This window comes from Flavobacterium psychrotolerans, assembly GCF_003097635.1.
Lineage (GTDB): Bacteria > Bacteroidota > Bacteroidia > Flavobacteriales > Flavobacteriaceae > Flavobacterium > Flavobacterium psychrotolerans.
Genome location: NZ_QCZI01000004.1, coordinates 24289 through 45524, shown reverse-complemented (window position 1 = coordinate 45524; position 21236 = coordinate 24289). Strand labels below are relative to the sequence as shown.

The window sequence follows — 21236 nt, the reverse complement described above, 5'->3', positions numbered from 1 at the left end:
TTCATCATTTTTTTAATCTATTCCTGTTTTAGATTTCTCAATTGTTTTAGTTTTTCTTTCCAAACTTCAAGGCTTTCTTTGTGAATGGCTATATTTTTGCGAACTTCCAGTACAATAGAATTTTCTTTTTTTGCATTTCGGGTATTGGTGAAAAACTGAATGTTGTTTTCCAATTGAAAAATTTCATTTTGAACTTCTTCAATCTTACGCATCAAGAAAATCTTTTCGTTATCTAATTTTCGAGAATCATTACTATCAGATAAATGATCCATCCGGTTTGAAAAACGCATCATTTCAGTATCTTTTTTACTCAAACTCAATTTTTCAAACAACGCATCCAAAATTTTATTGAATTTTCCCTCAATATGTCTTCTTGGAAAAGGTACTTTTCCGAAACTTTTCCATGTCTCAATGTGTAGTTTTATGGCATCGAGATCTGGCTTGTGCTCCCCACTAAGATCAAAACTTTTTAAGGTTTCCAAATAGGATTTCTTCTTTTCAAAAGCTTCTATCTCCTCTGAGTTTTCATCTGTTTTTTGTTCTTTTAATTTTTCAAAATAACTGTTGCAAGCCCCTCTAAATTCTCCCCACAATTTGTCTGAAAATTTTCTGGGAACATGACCAATTTGCTTCCAATCTTCCTGAATTTGTTTCATGATTGGAGTAGTGGCAACAAAATCAGTGCTTTCCTGTAATTCCTTAGCTTTAGCTACTAAGGCTTGCTTTTTGCTCAAATTGTCGTTTTGGTCTTTTTTGATGTCTTTATAGAACGAGTTTTTAAGAACATTAAAACTCCTTACGGCATTTTTAAAGCTTGCCCAGGTTTCTTCATTCAAATCACTCGGCACTTTACCAGCTGCAAAGAATTCATTTCGCAAAGCTTCCACTTTTTCGACCTGAGCCAACCAAGCGGCATGGGAATTCACTTTTTCTTGTGCTAAAACTTCTATTTTAGCAATAATTTCTTTTTTGGCATCCAGGTTTTCAAGTTCCGTCCCTCTTAATTTTTCAAAAAGTAACTCTCTTTTGTCATGCATTTGTTTGGTCAAATCGCTGAACTTGTTCCAAATTTCTTCACGATGTTCTCTTGAAACCGGACCAATATCTTCTTTCCAGATTTTATGCAAATCCTGTAATTCTCTAAACGCCTTATTAATGTCAGTTTCGTTTACCAATTCTTCCACCCGGGCAATTATTTTTTGTTTTTGATCTAAATTGTGTTTAAAATCAATATCACGGGCTTCTCTGTCCAAGTGCAAATAATCATAGAAATTCTCCACGTGAAAATGAAAATTATTCCAAACATGGTTGTATTTGTCTTTTGGAATAGATCCTGCATTTTTCCAACGTTCTCTCAGTTCATTGAATTGCTTCAATGTGTCTTTGATGTTTTCTTGCGGATTAATAAGGTTTTTCAGTTCTTCAACAATGGCCAAACGTATTTCTAGATTTGATTTTAAATTTGTTTGTAAACTTTTGAAATGCGTATTTTTTCTATCTCTGTATTGAGAATATAATTGGTCAAATTTTGTTTTTAAAGGGAAATGGTAGTGAAAATCCTCTGTAGAATCTGGATTTTCAGCATGAAACTCATCCTTTTTTTCTTCAATAAAATGATGGTACTTAGTCAGGAATGCTTTCTTGATTTCTTCCACATGATCTTTAACAGCCATTACTTTTTCAGTGGCAACTAGCTGCTCTAATTCAGTCACTAATGCTTCCATAGACAACGTGTCATAATCCAACATTGGTATTTCATGGCGCACAGTTTCGTCTTCACTTTCGGCAGCATTTACATTGGCAATAGCATTTATAACATCATTGGTGCCATGCTCATAGACTAATTCATCGTTTGCCAACTCCTCAGGCGTGAGCTCAATTATAGGAGTACTTTCATTATTTGCAATGACTTTTCCTGTAGCTGTATCGTCGGCAATTTCTTGAGGAAGATCACCTGAAGCTGATGCTTTTTCGATTTTCGTGGGTTGTATTTCGAGTGTCGAGTTTTCTAAATTTCCATCTGCCTCGATATTATGTTGAGTCAGGTTATCATTCTTTTCTTCTAACATTTTATAAAATGTATAAGGTTCCTATTTCTTTGAGGGCGAAAGGTACTAAAGGTGCGTTAAAATTCAAAGTAAAAACCGTAATTTAAAGCGATTAAATACTCGGAATTTTTTAATAGCAGCGAATTTATTTTAGTAATGAGAATTAATTTAAACATTTAGATAGTTATGATGTTTCAATTTTGGGGCTACTAAATTGTATGAAAATTATGCGTAAAAATGAATTTTTTCTTCAAAAGTAAAGTGTTCATCGAACTCTAATGAACAATAATTTCTTGCGAATATTTTATGCAAAAATATTTAGCTTTATTATGAATTGCTTTATCTCCCGTTCATTTTGATTTATAAAAGGAGTTCAATAATTTTTATTTAAAAAAGATGTTTTAACTTATATCTCCCAACAATTGAAAAAATAATTATGGAAGATGTTGGTTGTCAATTGATTTCAAAATTGTAATTTTAGTCTATAATCCGTAACTTTATATTAGGGATAGGCATGTGTATTTAATTAGGTTGTGATTTATTTTATAATTGTGAATAAAGGTTTATAATAATTTGATTTATGAATTTAATAAATTATTTAGATGAAATGTCATTACTTATTATTTTTGTTTCTGATTTTCATAGGGGCGAATATTGCCCTTGCTCAAAACAATCACTTTTTTTTTAAACAAATATCAACTGATGAAGGGCTCTCTCAAAGTAATATCAAATCAATATTACAGGATAGTAAAGGATTTATGTGGTTTGGTACACAGGATGGCTTAAACAGATATGATGGATACGACTTTAAGGTTTTTAAAAATGATCCTGATAATCCCTTAACTCTCAGTAATAATTATGTTACTGATATTTCAGAAGATAAATATGGAAACATATTAATATCCAACAGATTAGGTTTAGATAAATTTAATAGAGATACAAATAAATTTACGCATTATAATTTAGATTTAGAAGGGTCTATCATTAATACCATTTTTCAGGATAGGGTCGGAAATATTTGGTTGGGGACTTCTAATGGATTTGGTTTATTGAATACGAAAATCGGAAAATGTAAATTTTTTGAAAGAGAAAAAAAAGTTAGATTTGGAGGTTGTGAAGTAAAAAAAATTATTGAAGATAAAGAAGGAAATTTGTGGCTGGCTACACAGCATGGACTTATCAAGTTTACCTATAAAACAAATAGAATAGTTCATTATCTTACTAATTCTAGAAATTCAAAAAGCATTTCTGGGAATGACGTAAGAGTCATTTATGCAGATAAGGCAGGCAATATTTGGATGGGAACTTATGGGGATGGTATATGCATATACAATAAGAAAGAAGATTCATTTAAGAGATACAAACATAATCCTAACGACCCCAAAAGCTTATGTTTAGATAAGATCATATCCATTGCTGAAGATGCTGACGGTAAGCTCTGGTTTGGCTCTGAAAATGGAGGTATCAGCATTTATAATAGCGATAAAGACAATTTCTATAATTTAACAAATGATCCTAACGACCCGCGTAGCCTTAATAATACCTCGATCCATAGTTTATATCAAGATCATTCAGGCAATATGTGGGTTGGAACCTATGCTGGTGGAATAAACTTCTTACCTAAATATCGGGACAAGATAGACCTCTATAAAGAAAAACCGAATACTACTAACTCTCTTAGCAGTAGTAATATTCTGTGCATTGCTGGAGACAGTGAGGGGAAAATTTGGATAGGAACTGATGGGGGAGGATTGAATTTTTTTGATAGGGAGAAAAAAACGTTTAAAGTTTTTAAAAGCGAACGGGATAAGAATAGTATTAATAGTGATTATATACTTTCTATAGCAGAAATTAATCGAGATATCCTTGCAATTACCTTTCTAAATGAGGGTTTTGATTTGTACAATAAAAAGACTGGAAAATTCACGCATCACCTTGCAGATACAATTAATCCCAATAGTTTGGCAAGTTCAACAATTCTGTATTCCTATAAAGACAATAATGGGAATCTTTGGCTTGGTTTGTCAAATCGTGGATTAAATTGTTATAATATTAAAACCAAGAAATTCACACATTTTGTAAATGATCCTTATGACAAGAACTCCCTTGTAGGAAATGTGATTAATTCCATTTGTCAAGATGGAGATGGAGCTATGTGGTTTGGTGGAGAAGATGGGCTTTGCAGGTTTGACGCATCCAGCCAGCGCTTTACCCAATATAGGAATAACCGTAAGAACAAGAATAGCCTTTCAGACAATTATGTGGATCATATTTTTTCAGATAAAAAGGGAAATGTATGGGTTGGTACTCGAGGAGGCTTAAATCGATTCGACAAAATGACTAATACATTTACGGTATATACAGAAAAGGACGGTCTCTCCGGAAATATTATTGCTGGTATTTTGGAAGACGATAAAGGAAACTTATGGCTCGGTACCAATAAAGGAATTTCAAAGTTTAATCCTGAAAGTAAAAGATTCAGGAATTATGGGATATCTGATGGTATTCAGGGAAAAGAATTTGGTCGTAATGCGTGTTATAATGCTGTGGATGGTGAAATGTTTTTTGGCGGTGCTAAAGGGCTTAATGCATTTTATCCTGATAAAATAAAAGATAACCTCCTTGTGCCGGAAGTAGTATTCACTAATTTTCAAATATTTAATAAGGATCAAGTGGTGGGAAGTAATAATTCACCATTGAAAAAGGATATCAGTGAGACTAAAGAAATAGTTCTTTCCTATAAAGAATCAGTATTTACGATAGAATTTTCAGCTCTTAATTATATCCATCCAGAAAAGAATCAGTTTGCTTATATGTTAGAGGGTTTTGATAAAAATTGGAATTATTTAGAAGATCAAAGGAAAGCCACATATACCAACCTTAACCCGGGGAATTATATATTTCATGTTAAAGCGTCTAATAATGATGGAGTTTGGAATGAAAAAGGAGCCACGCTAAAAATAAAAATCACTAAACCTTTCTGGGCCACTTGGTGGTTTAGAATTATTGTTTTTTCATTAATTTTTGGAGCGGTTTATGAATTTTTTAAATTTAAAGTGGCCAATATAAAAACCAAATATAGAATGGCCAATATAAAAGCCAAAAAGGAAGAGCTCGAAAAACAAGTAAAAAATCGTACGGAAGAAGTAGTGCGTAAATCGAAAGAATTAGAAGTTCAGGCCGAAGAGTTACGTGTTCAAACCGAAGCTCTTCAGTATGCAAATAACGAACTTCAATCACAATCAAAAGTATTATATTCCCAATCTGAGAATTTACAAATGCTAAATGAAAATCTAAATGAAAAGAGTAAAGAAGCAGAAGTCGCAAAGTTGGATGCCGAACGGGCCAATCAAGCTAAAAGTGCATTTTTGGCTTCCATGAGCCATGAGATTCGTACACCAATGAACGGAGTACTAGGCATGGCATCCCTACTGGCAAGTACCAGTTTAAATTATGAGCAGGAAGATTATGTCAATGTTATCAAAACGAGCGGTGATGCCTTATTAGGAATTATCAATGACATTTTGGATTTCACCAAAATCGAAAGTGGTAGCATGGAAATAGAGCAACATGATTTTGACCTTCACCAATGCGTTGAAAATGTGCTGGATGTATTTGCCATAAAAGCTGCCCAAATGGATTTAGAATTGGTTTGTCAGATAGATCCATCACTGCCAGCCACGATTATAGGAGATAGTCTTCGATTGCGGCAGGTGTTAATGAATTTGATTAGTAATTCTATAAAGTTTACCCATAAAGGCGAAGTATTTGTAAACATATACCCGAAAAAAAGCGTTGGAGACGACTTTCGGATTTATTTCGAAGTGAAAGATTCGGGTATTGGTATCCCTAAAGATAAATTGTCCCGCTTATTTAAAGATTTTTCACAGATTGATTCTTCCACCACCCGTAAATATGGAGGTACTGGATTGGGTTTGGTAATCAGCGAACGTTTAGTAAAACTGATGGGGGGAGCGATTAGTGTTAGCAGTAAAGAAGGGGTCGGTACTACTTTTAGTTTTTACATCAAAAGTAAAATAACTAAAAAACACTTACATCAGGATGATGACTTTAAGATAGACTGGAATGGGGATAAAAAGGTGTTGCTGGTAGATGATAATGCCACCAATTTAAGCATCCTAAAAATGCAATTAGAGACTTGGAAACTGAACCCAACAACGGCATCATCTGGAAAACAGGCACTCGAAATTTTGGAACAAGGAGAGGTCTTCCATCTTATCATTACTGATATGCAAATGCCCGAAATGGATGGGGTGATGCTTGCTAGGGAAATCAAAGCCCAACAACCACAAATACCCATTATTCTGTTGAGTACAGTGGGAAATGAAAGCAAATTAAAATACCCGCATTTGTTCCATTCGGTACTCACCAAACCCATAAAGCAAGCGCAATTATATGAACAGATTCAGCACGAGTTTAGACCTAACGGGGAGCAGGTACATAGAGGAAAGAGCAAACAAACGGAACTATCCGAAGATTTTGCCAAAAATTATCCGCTTAATATTTTAATTGTTGAAGATAATTTAATCAACCAGATGTTGATCATTCGGGTTTTGAATCGATTAGGTTATGAACCGCAAGTAGCCAATAACGGAAAAGAAGCGGTAGATATGCAGGCAGCTAAATCATTTGACATGATCCTGATGGATATCCTGATGCCAGAGATGGATGGTTTACAAGCAACAAAGGTAATAAGAAGTACCATGAGTTTTCAGCCACAAATTGTTGCCATGACAGCCAATTCATTCCCCGAAGACCGTGTCGTCTGTTTGGAAGCAGGGATGAATGAATATATATCAAAACCTATTAAACTGGAAATATTAATAGAGGTGCTCAAGCAAACTGCTGATAAAAAAGGAGCAATGCTTTTTTAAGATTGTGCCTTTGCGTAGTATTTATGGCAAATGGTTCTTGTGCCAATTGGGTCGAAGTCGCATGCCAGTTACTTTTTATTGAACCAAAGATAAGTTGTGAATTGCTTTCAAAATTGTATTTTAGCTTATAATTCCCAACTCAGGATTTGGGATTAATCATGAACAAATGGTTGTGAATTGCTTTCAAAATTGTATTTTAGCTTATAATTCCCAACCGTTAATAAAATGCTCCTTGGGTACGCAGAGTTGTGAATTGCTTTCAAAATTGTATTTTAGCTTATAATTCCCAACAAGGTGACTTAGTATTGATGTCGGCACAAGGTTGTGAATTGCTTTCAAAATTGTATTTTAGCTTATAATTCCCAACATTGCGGATTAAGATACAATCTGATTTTTGGTTGTGAATTGCTTTCAAAATTGTATTTTAGCTTATAATTCCCAACAATTTTATCATAATTTAATACCGATTTTTGGTTGTGAATTGCTTTCAAAATTGTATTTTAGCTTATAATTCCCAACCATTTTTTTATTTACTTAAAAAAGTGCCTGTTGTGAATTGCTTTCAAAATTGTATTTTAGCTTATAATTCCCAACAAATAGCACGTTTCGACGTAAAGAACACCAGTTGTGAATTGCTTTCAAAATTGTATTTTAGCTTATAATTCCCAACAAACGGAATGAACGCCGTATGTAATGGGGTGTTGTGAATTGCTTTCAAAATTGTATTTTAGCTTATAATTCCCAACTTCATTAGTATTGGTTTCTTCTACTGGCCTGTTGTGAATTGCTTTCAAAATTGTATTTTAGCTTATAATTCCCAACTTTCCATTTTGGTAAAACTCTTTATTTTGTGTTGTGAATTGCTTTCAAAATTGTATTTTAGCTTATAATTCCCAACAAGGTGACTTAGTATTGATGTCGGCGCAAGGTTGTGAATTGCTTTCAAAATTGTATTTTAGCTTATAATTCCCAACTTTTGGGTCTTCAACCATTTGTTGCTCCTGGTTGTGAATTGCTTTCAAAATTGTATTTTAGCTTATAATTCCCAACTTTGATTAACAGTAAAATAGTTATCTTTAAGTTGTGAATTGCTTTCAAAATTGTATTTTAGCTTATAATTCCCAACAACTAAAGGATTAGCAACAATCAATTTCTTGTTGTGAATTGCTTTCAAAATTGTATTTTAGCTTATAATTCCCAACTATCATTGTTTGTTTAATGTCAGAATGGCCGTTGTGAATTGCTTTCAAAATTGTATTTTAGCTTATAATTCCCAACCCATGTAGGTATTTATGTGGGTGAGGACAGTTGTGAATTGCTTTCAAAATTGTATTTTAGCTTATAATTCCCAACATTTTATCATAATTCAATACGGATTTTTGGTTGTGAATTGCTTTCAAAATTGTATTTTAGCTTATAATTCCCAACTTTTTACCCATTTGGTTCCGATGCAAAATTGTTGTGAATTGCTTTCAAAATTGTATTTTAGCTTATAATTCCCAACTTACAAGGATTGAAGAAAAACTTAAACCATGTTGTGAATTGCTTTCAAAATTGTATTTTAGCTTATAATTCCCAACACAAGAAATACTACAACATTTAGACACTCAGTTGTGAATTGCTTTCAAAATTGTATTTTAGCTTATAATTCCCAACACTAAATGAGGAACAATTATGGGAACACTTGTTGTGAATTGCTTTCAAAATTGTATTTTAGCTTATAATTCCCAACTGATTGAGCGTGTAAAAGAATGCCGTGTGTGTTGTGAATTGCTTTCAAAATTGTATTTTAGCTTATAATTCCCAACAATGACCAATCCTACAGGAAAGAGCAACATGTTGTGAATTGCTTTCAAAATTGTATTTTAGCTTATAATTCCCAACAAAATTCTTTATGTTTCTAGCTTGACTATAGTTGTGAATTGCTTTCAAAATTGTATTTTAGCTTATAATTCCCAACTGGGTCGTTAAAACAAAAAGCTATGTGCGGTTGTGAATTGCTTTCAAAATTGTATTTTAGCTTATAATTCCCAACTTTAAGCTCTCGTTTATAAATCCAGATGTAGTTGTGAATTGCTTTCAAAATTGTATTTTAGCTTATAATTCCCAACTATACCAAGGAAGATCCATTGCGGACATTGGTTGTGAATTGCTTTCAAAATTGTATTTTAGCTTATAATTCCCAACAAATATTCCCCCGCATAAGTCTCATTTGTCGTTGTGAATTGCTTTCAAAATTGTATTTTAGCTTATAATTCCCAACATGAAGAAGAAACACAAAAGAAACGTTTAGGTTGTGAATTGCTTTCAAAATTGTATTTTAGCTTATAATTCCCAACTAAAACAATAGTACTACAACCAGAAGAAGGTTGTGAATTGCTTTCAAAATTGTATTTTAGCTTATAATTCCCAACAAAGAAATACAACAATGCAAAGACAATCAAGTTGTGAATTGCTTTCAAAATTGTATTTTAGCTTATAATTCCCAACACATTCCCTTCATGCCTTCGGAGAATTTTAGTTGTGAATTGCTTTCAAAATTGTATTTTAGCTTATAATTCCCAACTTGCCCTAAATTTATTTTAGCTGTATTTCTGTTGTGAATTGCTTTCAAAATTGTATTTTAGCTTATAATTCCCAACAGAGCTGTTATGCCTTTATAACGATTTCAAGTTGTGAATTGCTTTCAAAATTGTATTTTAGCTTATAATTCCCAACTTTAGATGAAGAAATACCTTCTGCTAGTGGGTTGTGAATTGCTTTCAAAATTGTATTTTAGCTTATAATTCCCAACATTAAATGATGAGTTTTGCTATATTGGTTCGTTGTGAATTGCTTTCAAAATTGTATTTTAGCTTATAATTCCCAACAAACTTATGTTGAATAGTATCGGTAGCATCGTTGTGAATTGCTTTCAAAATTGTATTTTAGCTTATAATTCCCAACAGGAAGTAAGATAGTAGCGTTTAGGTTGCGTTGTGAATTGCTTTCAAAATTGTATTTTAGCTTATAATTCCCAACTGGGCTATCTTTTTCTTTGAAGTGTGCCAGGTTGTGAATTGCTTTCAAAATTGTATTTTAGCTTATAATTCCCAACCGAGTTCGTTATAAACCACCTCGATACCTTGTTGTGAATTGCTTTCAAAATTGTATTTTAGCTTATAATTCCCAACTGTTTGGCTAAAAGATAAAAATATTTTGAAGTTGTGAATTGCTTTCAAAATTGTATTTTAGCTTATAATTCCCAACTGACGAATGCCTTGCAATTGCTGACAATTCGTTGTGAATTGCTTTCAAAATTGTATTTTAGCTTATAATTCCCAACATTCTTATTCTATTTACATTTTGTTTCAATGTTGTGAATTGCTTTCAAAATTGTATTTTAGCTTATAATTCCCAACTTCATTGACGACATTAAACGCTTCTTTGTTGTTGTGAATTGCTTTCAAAATTGTATTTTAGCTTATAATTCCCAACTTAAAGATTACGGTTACGACTACGAGCATAGTTGTGAATTGCTTTCAAAATTGTATTTTAGCTTATAATTCCCAACATATAATAATAAATAATAAAACAACAATAGGTTGTGAATTGCTTTCAAAATTGTATTTTAGCTTATAATTCCCAACGGGGTCTCAGACTTTTAGAATCGCGCTTTCGTTGTGAATTGCTTTCAAAATTGTATTTTAGCTTATAATTCCCAACTGGTAATAAGACTATTTATACTGGTTATCTGTTGTGAATTGCTTTCAAAATTGTATTTTAGCTTATAATTCCCAACACACGTTGAAGTTTAAAGAATCTACTTCTAGTTGTGAATTGCTTTCAAAATTGTATTTTAGCTTATAATTCCCAACCAAGCCTATCTCTCACACTTTGTAATTTACGTTGTGAATTGCTTTCAAAATTGTATTTTAGCTTATAATTCCCAACAAAATTTCAACTAATCGGGGGTGTGATTCCGTTGTGAATTGCTTTCAAAATTGTATTTTAGCTTATAATTCCCAACAAAGAAGTTCAAGGTTATCAATCGCCCTGCGTTGTGAATTGCTTTCAAAATTGTATTTTAGCTTATAATTCCCAACAGTTAAATTAAGTATTATTAACAAGATTCAGTTGTGAATTGCTTTCAAAATTGTATTTTAGCTTATAATTCCCAACATGGGTATGTGAAATTCCAAAGACAATGCCGTTGTGAATTGCTTTCAAAATTGTATTTTAGCTTATAATTCCCAACTTGAACCTTCGTTTGTTGTTGCTCCCATCTGTTGTGAATTGCTTTCAAAATTGTATTTTAGCTTATAATTCCCAACAAATTTTTTAATGCAATCTTCTGGCATTAAGTTGTGAATTGCTTTCAAAATTGTATTTTAGCTTATAATTCCCAACATACCGCGATGCAATCGTTTGATATGTTGGTAGTTATGAGTTTATTTTAAAATAAAAAAGAAGAGGGTTTTAGATGTTGTTGTTCAGGTAGTTATGCACTTTTTTAATCCTATAAAATTAGAACAACTCTAATTGTTGTGAAGGCTTGTCAGTTTCTACTTGTTTTTTTCCATAAAAAAGTTCCATCATCCCAAATTGTTTATCGGTTATTTGCATGACTCCAATTTTGCCGTGTTCGGGTAGGTTGTTTTTTATTCTTTTGGAGTGTACTTCAGCATTTTCCCTGCTGGCACAAAACCGCATGTAGATTGAAAATTGAAACATAGAAAAACCATCATCCAACAATTTCTTGCGGAAGTCACTCGCAATTTTACGTTCCTTGCGGGTTTCAGTGGGCAGATCAAAAAATACTAATATCCACAAACTTCTATATTGATTTAAACGGGTGTAATGTGCATCATACATAATAGTCCGAATGTCTTAAAATCTAATGTCAAAAGTTCCAAAAAGGTTAAACCGTTGTATCTACGAATATACGGGATATAAAATCTTTCTGGCGGTTCCTTCAAAACACTCATGTAAGGAATGCGTTGTTCGGCTCATGGCTACTAGCAGTGGACTATTTTTTCCATCGATACAAACATCCATACTGGCAATGTTTAACAATTGTTTTTTGAGGTCAATAGTCAGCTCCTCATACGAATCTTCCGTTTCCATGATATGGCAAACAATCAAATCCACGTATGGGCGGTAAGGTTCCATAATGTCATCGGCAAGGCAATAGGCATTGTATTTGTTACGATGGAAAATGCCCAAAGTTGGGAGCATTCCGGAACTGACAAGCGCTCGAGCCGTAATGGCTCGCAGAATGGCGTATCCATAATTCAACAGATTGTTGGGTGCGATTCCTTTTTGTCCACGGGTAAAATTTTCAACTTGGACGAGGTTTTGCCAATAATACACCGCCGCTCTCGATTCGTGGTTGAGTGCATCGCCCGAAGTGACTTCCTTTGCCCAAAGTTCCATTTTGCGCATCGGAATTCCCTTTTCTTTTAGTAGTCCCGCCTGATTCGTAATTTTAGAACTAATGGTTTGTTGCCACAAATTCTTTTTGAGTGGGGCAGAAGCATTGATTTGGTTTTTGAACCGTTCCGATTGTTCGGTATGTCCGTTCAAAGGCATCAATAAGCCAATAGGCAAATGCTGTTGGTCGCAATTTATCAACGCCACATTGTTATGAATCAGTTTCTCCAGCAAACCGTTGGTAATTGTGATTTGTTGGTTTTCCAAAACAATGACCCCTATGTCTTCAATAGCCACGGTTTTTGTTTCTTGTTCCTTGTCGGGATAAGAGATAACAATTTGCTCGTTTTTGGTGCTTAAATAAGCGGGATTGCCGAAGAATAGGGTTCGTTTTATCATCGGATGATTCTTTTAATTTTTCCAAGTCTATCAACTTCTAGTTTCCAACAAACAGATTTAATTTGAATTCCGTTTAAAGAATTTTGATTTTTTGATTGAGGGCTTCCTAAGCCATATTCATTTTGTATAGGAAAGTTTAATCCAATTTTTTCTTGATCTTTTTTTGTTATACTGAATATTAAACTTGAAGAGCTTGCAGGTATGAAATTACAAGTTGTATCGCTACTATCGGTAAATTTATATATTCTTTGAGCTTGCTCTTTTGAGAAGTTTTGAATATTGACACTGTTAGGATTTTCAATTTCTTCAATTGTAGGGACAAATACTAAATCATTAGGGTTTATATAAAACAGAAGAGAAGATAATTCTTGAGTTTTTTCATCTATATAAGTATTTGGGACAGAACATTCGTATGATTTTATTTTTTCAAAAGCACCTAATTTTTGACTTTCAATGACTTCATTTAAAGGAATCGTTTTATAATTTCTTTTACCATTATTGTCTTTGTAAATTGCAAAGAATAGATTAGTTCCTGATGCAGTTTCTACAAATTTGTCTTTTTTATTTCCTGCATCTCCAAGAAAGAACCTTCCACTTTCCTCAAAAACTCTAACTTTATTAATAGGTTGGTGTTTTTTGCCATTATTTAATGCTGTAATGTTTTTGTTTAAATCATCTAAACCATTTTCAGAAAAAGCAACTTCGTGAGCTGGGATTTTTTTACCATCTTCATCAATAGCATTTTGATAAATTTCTTGTCGAAGATGGTTTAATAGAATTTTTTGAATACCAGTATCGGTTATTTTTTCAATTTTCTTTTCATCAAAAGTAATGTCAAGTGTTTTTCTTGTTGCTGTGGCTTCTGTTTTTTCATAAATCTGTACTTTATCAATAACTTTTCCATCAATCATTACAGGAAAAACTTTGAGGTGCTTTTTTAAACCATTAGGATTATTTGGATATGACTTGATTTTTGCTGCCAATTGTTTTTTAACTTCCTTGTCAACAATTAATTCTATTTGTTCAATAGCATTTGTAATAGTAATATGACTTTGTTTAATTCGCTTTAAAAATACTTTTCCACTTACCGTTTCTGCGTGCATTGGTTTTCTAATTGCCCAATTGTCTCCTTTAGTTTGTTTAACGGTAACTTTTTTCATTGCACCATCTTCTTCTTTCCAAACTTGATATTTGTTCACCGTTTTATTAATAACTCGGGTATTTTGTTTGAAACTAATGATAGTTTGATTCAGTTCGTCTTCTGCTTTTTTTGTAAAATTCTCCCAAGGTTTGTAAAATTCCCATTTGTAATTTCCGTTGGCATCAGGTTTGGTTTTAAAACAAAGTTTATTTTTTAATTCGTGTTTGACTGATTTGTCATTATCATCTTTAGCATTTAGATTATTTAAATAGTTGATGTGTGTTCTATTAACACAAGCAATTACCAAAGCGTCTAAAGCGTGATGGCGATGATCAATTCTTTTTTTAGTAAATCCTTTTGCAATTGCATCGGGTACTGTGGTTTGAAAAACTTGTTTGCCTCTATTTCCAAATTCATCTGCTTTAAGTTCTATTTTACCAAAATCACTAGAGTTAGTAATTGCATTCAAGCGTTCAAAACGTGGTGTAATTATGTTGTTCCAAACATCATTTAAGCCCCAATCTTGTTTCATTCTTGATGTGATTGAGCCATTCAATGAAACAATGTGTTTTGAAGTTACTTCTTGTTCGTCGTCTTCTCTAACTATTTTGCTTAAAAGATTCTTCACAATTTTACTGATGTATTTTGTGTCGTTTAATTGTCTTTCTATAAACTTTTCAGGAATTTCTTCACTTAACAATCGTTTTTGTTTGTTTTTGTTTTTGCCGTAATAGGTATTTATGTGTTGAACGTAATCTTCTTTGGTTAAGATTTTCACTGTTCTCGAATTAGTAGATAACTCGGTAACAATTCGACCACCTTGATTATTTATAAATTCCATAGCCGTTTGATTGTCTTTGTAAGGTCTTGCATTTACAATAGATTCACAGATGACTTTGTTTGATAAAGAATCATCAAAAAATCTTGATTGCGGAATAATATGCTCAATTTGATATTTGGTTGAAAATAGTTCACTTAATGGTATGATATTCCCCGTATAAGGGGAAATATAACCTTGTTCCAACCAAAGTTTGTATTTGATAATTTCAGAAGTGGTTGGTTTCGCATTTTTTCTGATTTTATCAATATCTTCTAGTCTTTCTTTTCTATTTTCACTACTATAAACTCCTTCTTCATATATTTTTAAAATCTCTTGCTGACTTGGCGAATATGGACGAACCTCATTAATCCCGTCATTTTTCAATTCCATCAAAATGGCTTTGATTCGCAAATTTGTGTTTTCGTTTTGAGAAATCTGTTTGGTCATTCTTTCTCGAGTTGCTTTGTCGTTCTTCATCTCACGACCTAACTCAATATGAATTTCATTAAAGAAGTTTTCTTTTCCTTCTCCATAATGTTGCCAAATATCTTTTACAACTCGCAAAGTTTCTGTAATAACTTGTTCTACAATTGGATTTCGAAGAGAATGTTGTTTGAAATCGTGTTTTAAAAAGTGCTCAATATCTGCAGGGGTTTTCCATTTTGAAATATCACTAGCTTCGCTGTGTCGATCGTAAATAATATAGGATGCTAACCATAAAGGTAAGCCTTTGAAATCTGAAAGTACACTTAAATGAATTGCTTTTTCTCGAACACGAGTTCTAATGTTTTCATCAAATTCTCCTGTTTGTATTTTGTCAATTCTACTCAATGCATTGGAATCAATATTATTTTCATTCCAAAAACTTCCAAAACGCATTAACGTTAATAATTTCTTTATCGCTTTTTCAGAATAAGAACCATAATCGTTTTTATAAGGTTTTAATTTTGAAAAATTGGCTATAAATTCATCAGGTAAATTATGTCGTTTGGCAAAAGTTGTAATTGCTTTTGTGATTTCAATTTTATCGGTAACCGAATATAAAATATGCCATAAATCTTGGGTGTTTTTGGTATCAAAAAAAGATTTATCTACATCAATTTTTGAAATTGCATTCAAAAATTGATTTCTAGTTTCGTTACAAGGATAGATTTTGTCTTCTACAAAATTCCATCTGAATTTATCTTCTTTTAATTTGAATTTTGGGTAAGCTAAAAATTGTTTTTGACTGATTTCTGCTTTGTCATTTAGCCAATGGAATAATTCTACTAAATCCTCTTCCGTTTTTAAATAATCAATAGTTACATCAATATCGTCTATGATTTCTTTTTTAAAAATTTTAAGGTTTTTGACAAATTGTAATAATCGGAATTCTTGAAAAATAGGATTTGATTTTGCGATACATTTTAGAGGTTTTAAAATTTGCTTTCCACTACTATCTTTTACTAAAATACCTTTTTTATCTTTAATAGGTCTGTGTTCTAAACTACAATCACTAATCAATGAAGTTTTACTTTTAAGTGGGCGTTGGTAAAAGATAATGTCATCTAAGAACAAGTACTCAAAACCTCTTTCTTTAATGTTGTTTTTATGAGAGTCATTGTGTCTGTACAATTCATCAATACATTTTTTATAAAGATTTTTATCTGTTAAAATGTTTTTATGAAATTCTATCTGAGTTTTAAGAATTTTTGATATTTCATCTTTATAGAACTTTCTTTCGATTGTTCGAACTAATTCTCCTTTTATTTTTTGATTAGGGTTTTTAAGTAAATTATCATAAATAAAAGAACCTAAAGATTTACCACTTTGGTTAATAGTTTGTTCTGTTCTGATTTTTACTAATCCCCAATCGTCTTCCTTTGGAGATCTAAAACTTCTTTTTTCTTCGTTGTCTTTATTGAGTTTTATAGTTCCGTCATCATTTAATTCGGTAGTCACGATAAAATCTTTTTGTTTACCAACCCAGTCAAATAATGCGATTTTGCTTTCACGTTTATAAATCCAGCCGTTTTCAAGAATTACATTATACCAAATACCTGATTTTCCTTTTTCTCTTTCAATTACATTAATAACTGTAAGGGTATGAAACTCCTCTAATTTATTTTTGTTCTCTTCTTGTTCCTCTCCACGCAATTGGTAATACCCTCTTTTTTGATTGAAATTCAGTAATATCCAGGCAAGTTCTTCTTTAGTGATTTTTTCTGTCAAAGCTTTTTTTCTCAAATAATAAATAGTCCAATCGTATGGAACTTTTTTTAAATCAGGATATATTAATTTGAATTCAGAAAGCATTTCTTGGTGACTTTCCAAAAATAAAAATTGGTTTTTACCACTTTCATTTTTGTAAAAAGATAATTTTTCTTCTCTTTCGGGCTTAAATTGTCCAAATTTTTTATCAAAATCGATTGCTTCGGAATAATGTTTAGGTAAAAAATCAAGGATATTTAAAACTCGATGAAGTCGTTCTCTTCTTAATAAAAATCGTTGTACTAATCTTCTTGTCCCACGATATTTTGTTCTTTCAGCAGTTTGAGAAATAGACACTCCACTATCAAATTTACCAAGAACATCTTGACTCATAGGGATTATTCGGCTTCCTAATCCTTCAATATTTCCAAGTTTATTATCGAAGTCATTATTTGTTAACGCCCACCCAATACTATTTGTCCCTAAATCTAACCCCAATATTTTCTTCATTTCTGCTCTTTTTTAGTAGCTTGAAACTTACGAATAAAATAGTTACTCCTTTACAGAAAATCACATTCAAATATTAAAACTTTTGTTGTATTATTGTACTACAATTTTGAAGCAATTCACAATAAGGATTATTCCGTTGTGAAAACATTCAAAGCGGTCTCAAAAGGGTCGCTTTTTTTATGAAAAAAATCCTGTTCTAAAAGAGCTACAAATGAAGTACACTTTTTTAGAACAAGATATTTAGATATTCTTGAAGAATTTATTTTTTATTCATTCCAAATCTCCCAAGCTTTCTCTGCCTGAAAAACCAGCATTTCCAAGCCATTTTTAATAACGGCTCCTTTTTCTTTGGCCTTTTTTAGGAATTTGGTTTCTGCTGGATTGTAAATTAAATCGAATGCGATATGTTTTTGAGTAAAAAATTGGTAGGGAATAGGAGGGAATTCAGCCGTATTGGGGCTTGTCCCCAGAGGAGTACTGTTGATAATGATGTGATAATTATTAAAAATGGCAGCATCAATTTGGTCGTAACCAATAGCGTTTTCTGATGCTTTTCTTGAAACGAAAGTGTACTGAATGTTTAGCTCTTTTAAGGCAAAGGCAACACCTTTTGAAGCGCCTCCGGTTCCTAGAATTAAAGCTTTTTTATGATGTAGTTGAAGTAGCGGTTCTAATGCTTTTTTAAATCCGTAGTAATCGGAATTGTAGCCTTTCAGTTTGCCTTCATTGGTAATTTTTATCACGTTTACCGCTTCAATTTCAGCAGCATTTTCAGACAATTCGTCCAAGAAGGGAATTACGGTTTCTTTATAGGGTATCGTCACATTCAAGCCCACCAAATCAGGATTGATTTTTATCATTTCCGGGAATTCATTGATGTCTTGAATATCGAAATTTTCATAGGAACAGCCTACGAGGTTTTCAGTATTAAATTTTTCGGTAAAGTAGCCTTTTGAAAACGAATAATGGATGTTGCGTCCCAGTAAACCAAAGCATTTTTTTAACATGGAGTTCTTTTTTTAAATACAAATTTCACGAATTATTTTGTTTAAATTCGTGAAATTCGTGATGGTTTTTGTCTCATAAGAGACGTGAATAAATGTTATTTTTTATCCTTTTTTATCGCATTTTGAACCATTCTCCTTAGCCATACCGCAGGAAATAATTCTTCCAAAAGAGTGTGGTTCTTGAAATTCAAACGCAATCCGTTACTCAAATGGAATTTTCCTTTTTTATCGTTATGAATCATAAAATACAAACCGGCCAATCGGTATTCCACTTCGTATTCTTCCGGGAAATATTCAGAAGCTTGTAATAAGGTTTGAATGGCACTTTCAAATTCTCCCTGAAATTGTAAGATATCGACCCAAAATAACCAAGTATCCAATTGGTAATCTCCATATTCAACTGCTTTCCTGTAGCCAAATTCCGCTTCTTCAAATAGGTTCATTTCCTTGTTGATTGTCGCAAAACGTTTCCAGTAAAAACGGTTTTGATTGTCAATGCTCAACGCTTTGTTCACATAGAACAGCGCTTTTTTATAGTTTTTTTGACGAACATAGAAATCGGTAATCGCAATCCAGCCTTTGTCTAACAATGGATCTTCATGTACAGTTTTGTTAAAGAATTTTAAAGCTAACGCTTTGTTTCCCAGCTTTTCGTGACATTTCCCTATTCGAAGCAAGGCATATGAAGTGGGGTCGTCCAATTCAATCGTCCTATTGTAGCTTTCTATTGCTTCCTCATAGCGTTTTAGTCTTTCTAGAGTTTTTGCTTTTTCCATAAAAGCACCCAAAAACTCATCGTCTATCAAAGTGGAGTAATCAAAAGCACGTAAGGCTTCCTCGTATTTTTTTAATCCATAATTCAATCGGCCTACTTGATGCCAGGCGATTTCACTATACGGATTTTTGTCGATATACTTGTTTAGGTATTCAATAGCCTCTTCGTTTTGGTCTAAAAACTCAAAACAATACACTACATTATACAATGCAGATTGGTCTTCTAAATCTTCCTCAAGGCATTTAATAAAACTTTCTTTTGCCAGTTCCAAATTATCCATAAAAAGATATTCCATTCCCATGAGATTATATACATCGGCATAATCGTCAGTATATTTCAATGCCATTTTTAATAATTCAACCGCCTTCTCATGATTATCTCTTTTGGAATAGATATTGGCTTTCTGGATGTAAATTTCTTCGTTGTGCGGTTCGATAGCAAATAACTCGTTGAGCATTTTTTCGGCAATGTCGAGTTTGTCATCATAGACCAACATTTCTACCTGAACTAGTTTTAAACCAGTTGATTTGGGATGTTGTTCCAATGCTAATTTTAAGGCTTTTTTTGCTAAAGAGGCTTTACCCATATCGAGATAATGAAGAATGATTTCTTCAAACTCCTCGGAATCAAAAAAGAGAACTTTGTTGGTTTTCAACATTGATTCAAATTTTGATAAGGATAAGTTATAGTCGTCTTCGTCTTCTTCGCTTAATTGCATGGCTTTTTTCTTTAAAGTTATCCTAAATAAAAGTAAGGATTTATATTGTAATCCTGTCAGAATGGAGAATTGTTGTGAACAATTTAATTAACAGAAAACAATTTGATGATTGATAGTTAACAATTGTTCTTTCTCAACTGAATTTCGTTCATCACTTCCAGAATTATAGCACATCCCTCTCGGATTTCTTCTTCAGATATCGTTAATGGCGGTGTAATTCGGATGGCGCAACCTTCAAAAAGTAACCAGAACAATATCAACCCTTTGTCTTGACATTTTAAAATCACTTCGTTAGTGATTTCTGGACTTGTAGTCAATGCCGCCAGCATCAATCCTTTTCCTCGAATAGATACTATCAAAGGGTGTACCAAAAGTGAACGAAATACTGTTTCTTTTTCTAAAGCTTCATGCATTAAGTTTGTTTCGGTAATTTCTTGCAAAGTCGCTAAACATGCTGCCGCAATGACAGGATGTCCGCCAAAAGTTGTAATATGCCCCAGTTTTGGATTATCACTCAAGAGATCCATGTGAGCTGTCGATGCGGTAAATGCACCAACCGGCATTCCGCCTCCCATTCCCTTTCCTAAAATGACTACGTCAGGAACCACATTGTAGTTTTGGAAACCGAATAATTTTCCCGTTCTTCCAAAACCAGGTTGAATTTCATCGATAAGCATTAATGCACCCACTTCGTCGCATCGTTGCCTAACTTTTAATAAAAAATCATTTTCAGGTTGTATAAATCCGGCGCCACCTTGAATACTTTCTAGAATTATTCCTGCGGTTTTTGTGGTTATTTTTTGTAAATCGGCTTCATTATTGAACGTGATGAAATCTACATCAGGTATCAACGGGCGAAAGATTCTTTTGCGTTCTTCAAATCCCATAACGCTCATCGAACCCATCGTATTCCCGTGATAGGCATTATGGCAAGAAATCAGTTGGCTTCGGCCGGTAACACGTCGGGCGAGTTTTAAGGCGCCTTCGGTTGCTTCGGTACCGGAATTGACCAAATAGGTTTTTTCTAAAGGTTGAGGTAGGAGCGAGGCCAGTAATTTGCAGTATTCCACCGAGGGACTTTGAGAATATTCTCCATAGACCATCACGTGCGAATATTTGTCCAACTGGTTTTTAATGGCATCATTCACCCGTTTGTTTTGGTGTCCCAATGTGCAAGCGGAAACTCCGGCAACAAAATCCAAATATTTTTTGTTATTGGTGTCGTAAATATAAGAACCCATTGCATGAGAAATTTCCATTCCTAAAGGATAGAGAGAGGTTTGTGCTTGGTATTTGAGGAAATCTGGATTCACGTTTGTTT

General features: G+C 32.9%; 8 protein-coding genes and 1 CRISPR repeat array. Of the genes, 1 reads left to right on the top strand and 7 read right to left on the bottom strand.

What is annotated here, in order from left to right:
• Positions 1–17: 17 nt before the first annotated feature.
• Entirely contained in the window at positions 18–2069 is a 2052-nt protein-coding gene (locus DB895_RS04200; RefSeq protein WP_116724115.1) for a DUF349 domain-containing protein, read from the bottom strand.
• Positions 2070–2650: 581 nt separating this feature from the next.
• On the opposite strand from DB895_RS04200, the gene DB895_RS04195 reads away from it, so the two are divergent.
• On the top strand, positions 2651–6943 hold the full coding sequence (locus tag DB895_RS04195; protein ID WP_116724114.1) for a hybrid sensor histidine kinase/response regulator: 4293 nt from the start codon (positions 2651–2653) through the stop codon (positions 6941–6943).
• A 93-nt stretch (positions 6944–7036) separates the two neighbouring features.
• Positions 7037–11332: direct repeats of the CRISPR family, unit length 46 nt; unit sequence GTTGTGAATTGCTTTCAAAATTGTATTTTAGCTTATAATTCCCAAC.
• Positions 11333–11449: 117 nt separating this feature from the next.
• Here DB895_RS04195 and cas2 read toward each other — a convergent pair.
• The 6 genes from cas2 to DB895_RS04165 all read right to left on the bottom strand — a co-directional run bounded on the left by cas2 (position 11450) and on the right by DB895_RS04165 (position 21228).
• The gene (gene cas2 / locus DB895_RS04190; protein WP_116724113.1) at positions 11450–11797 is read right to left on the bottom strand and encodes a CRISPR-associated endonuclease Cas2; all 348 of its coding nucleotides are present in this window, start codon (positions 11795–11797) and stop codon (positions 11450–11452) included.
• Between the two features lie 60 nt (positions 11798–11857).
• Positions 11858–12754 (bottom strand): type II CRISPR-associated endonuclease Cas1, encoded by an 897-nt coding sequence (gene cas1, locus DB895_RS04185; protein ID WP_116724112.1) that lies wholly within the window; start codon positions 12752–12754, stop codon positions 11858–11860.
• Positions 12751–17415 carry a type II CRISPR RNA-guided endonuclease Cas9 gene (gene cas9 / locus DB895_RS04180; RefSeq protein WP_116724111.1) on the bottom strand — a complete coding sequence of 1555 codons (4665 nt, stop codon included), beginning with the start codon at positions 17413–17415 and terminating at the stop codon, positions 12751–12753. The genes cas1 and cas9 overlap by 4 nt, the downstream gene beginning before the upstream one ends.
• 266 nt (positions 17416–17681) lie before the next feature.
• Positions 17682–18422 (bottom strand): shikimate dehydrogenase family protein, encoded by a 741-nt coding sequence (locus DB895_RS04175; RefSeq protein WP_116724110.1) that lies wholly within the window; start codon positions 18420–18422, stop codon positions 17682–17684.
• 95 nt (positions 18423–18517) lie between these two features.
• Positions 18518–19915, bottom strand: coding sequence for a tetratricopeptide repeat protein (locus tag DB895_RS04170; protein WP_116724109.1), 1398 nt, complete (start codon positions 19913–19915; stop codon positions 18518–18520).
• A gap of 116 nt (positions 19916–20031) precedes the next feature.
• Complete coding sequence (locus DB895_RS04165) at positions 20032–21228, bottom strand: aspartate aminotransferase family protein (RefSeq protein ID WP_116724108.1); 1197 nt, start codon at positions 21226–21228, stop codon at positions 20032–20034.
• Positions 21229–21236: the final 8 nt, after the last annotated feature.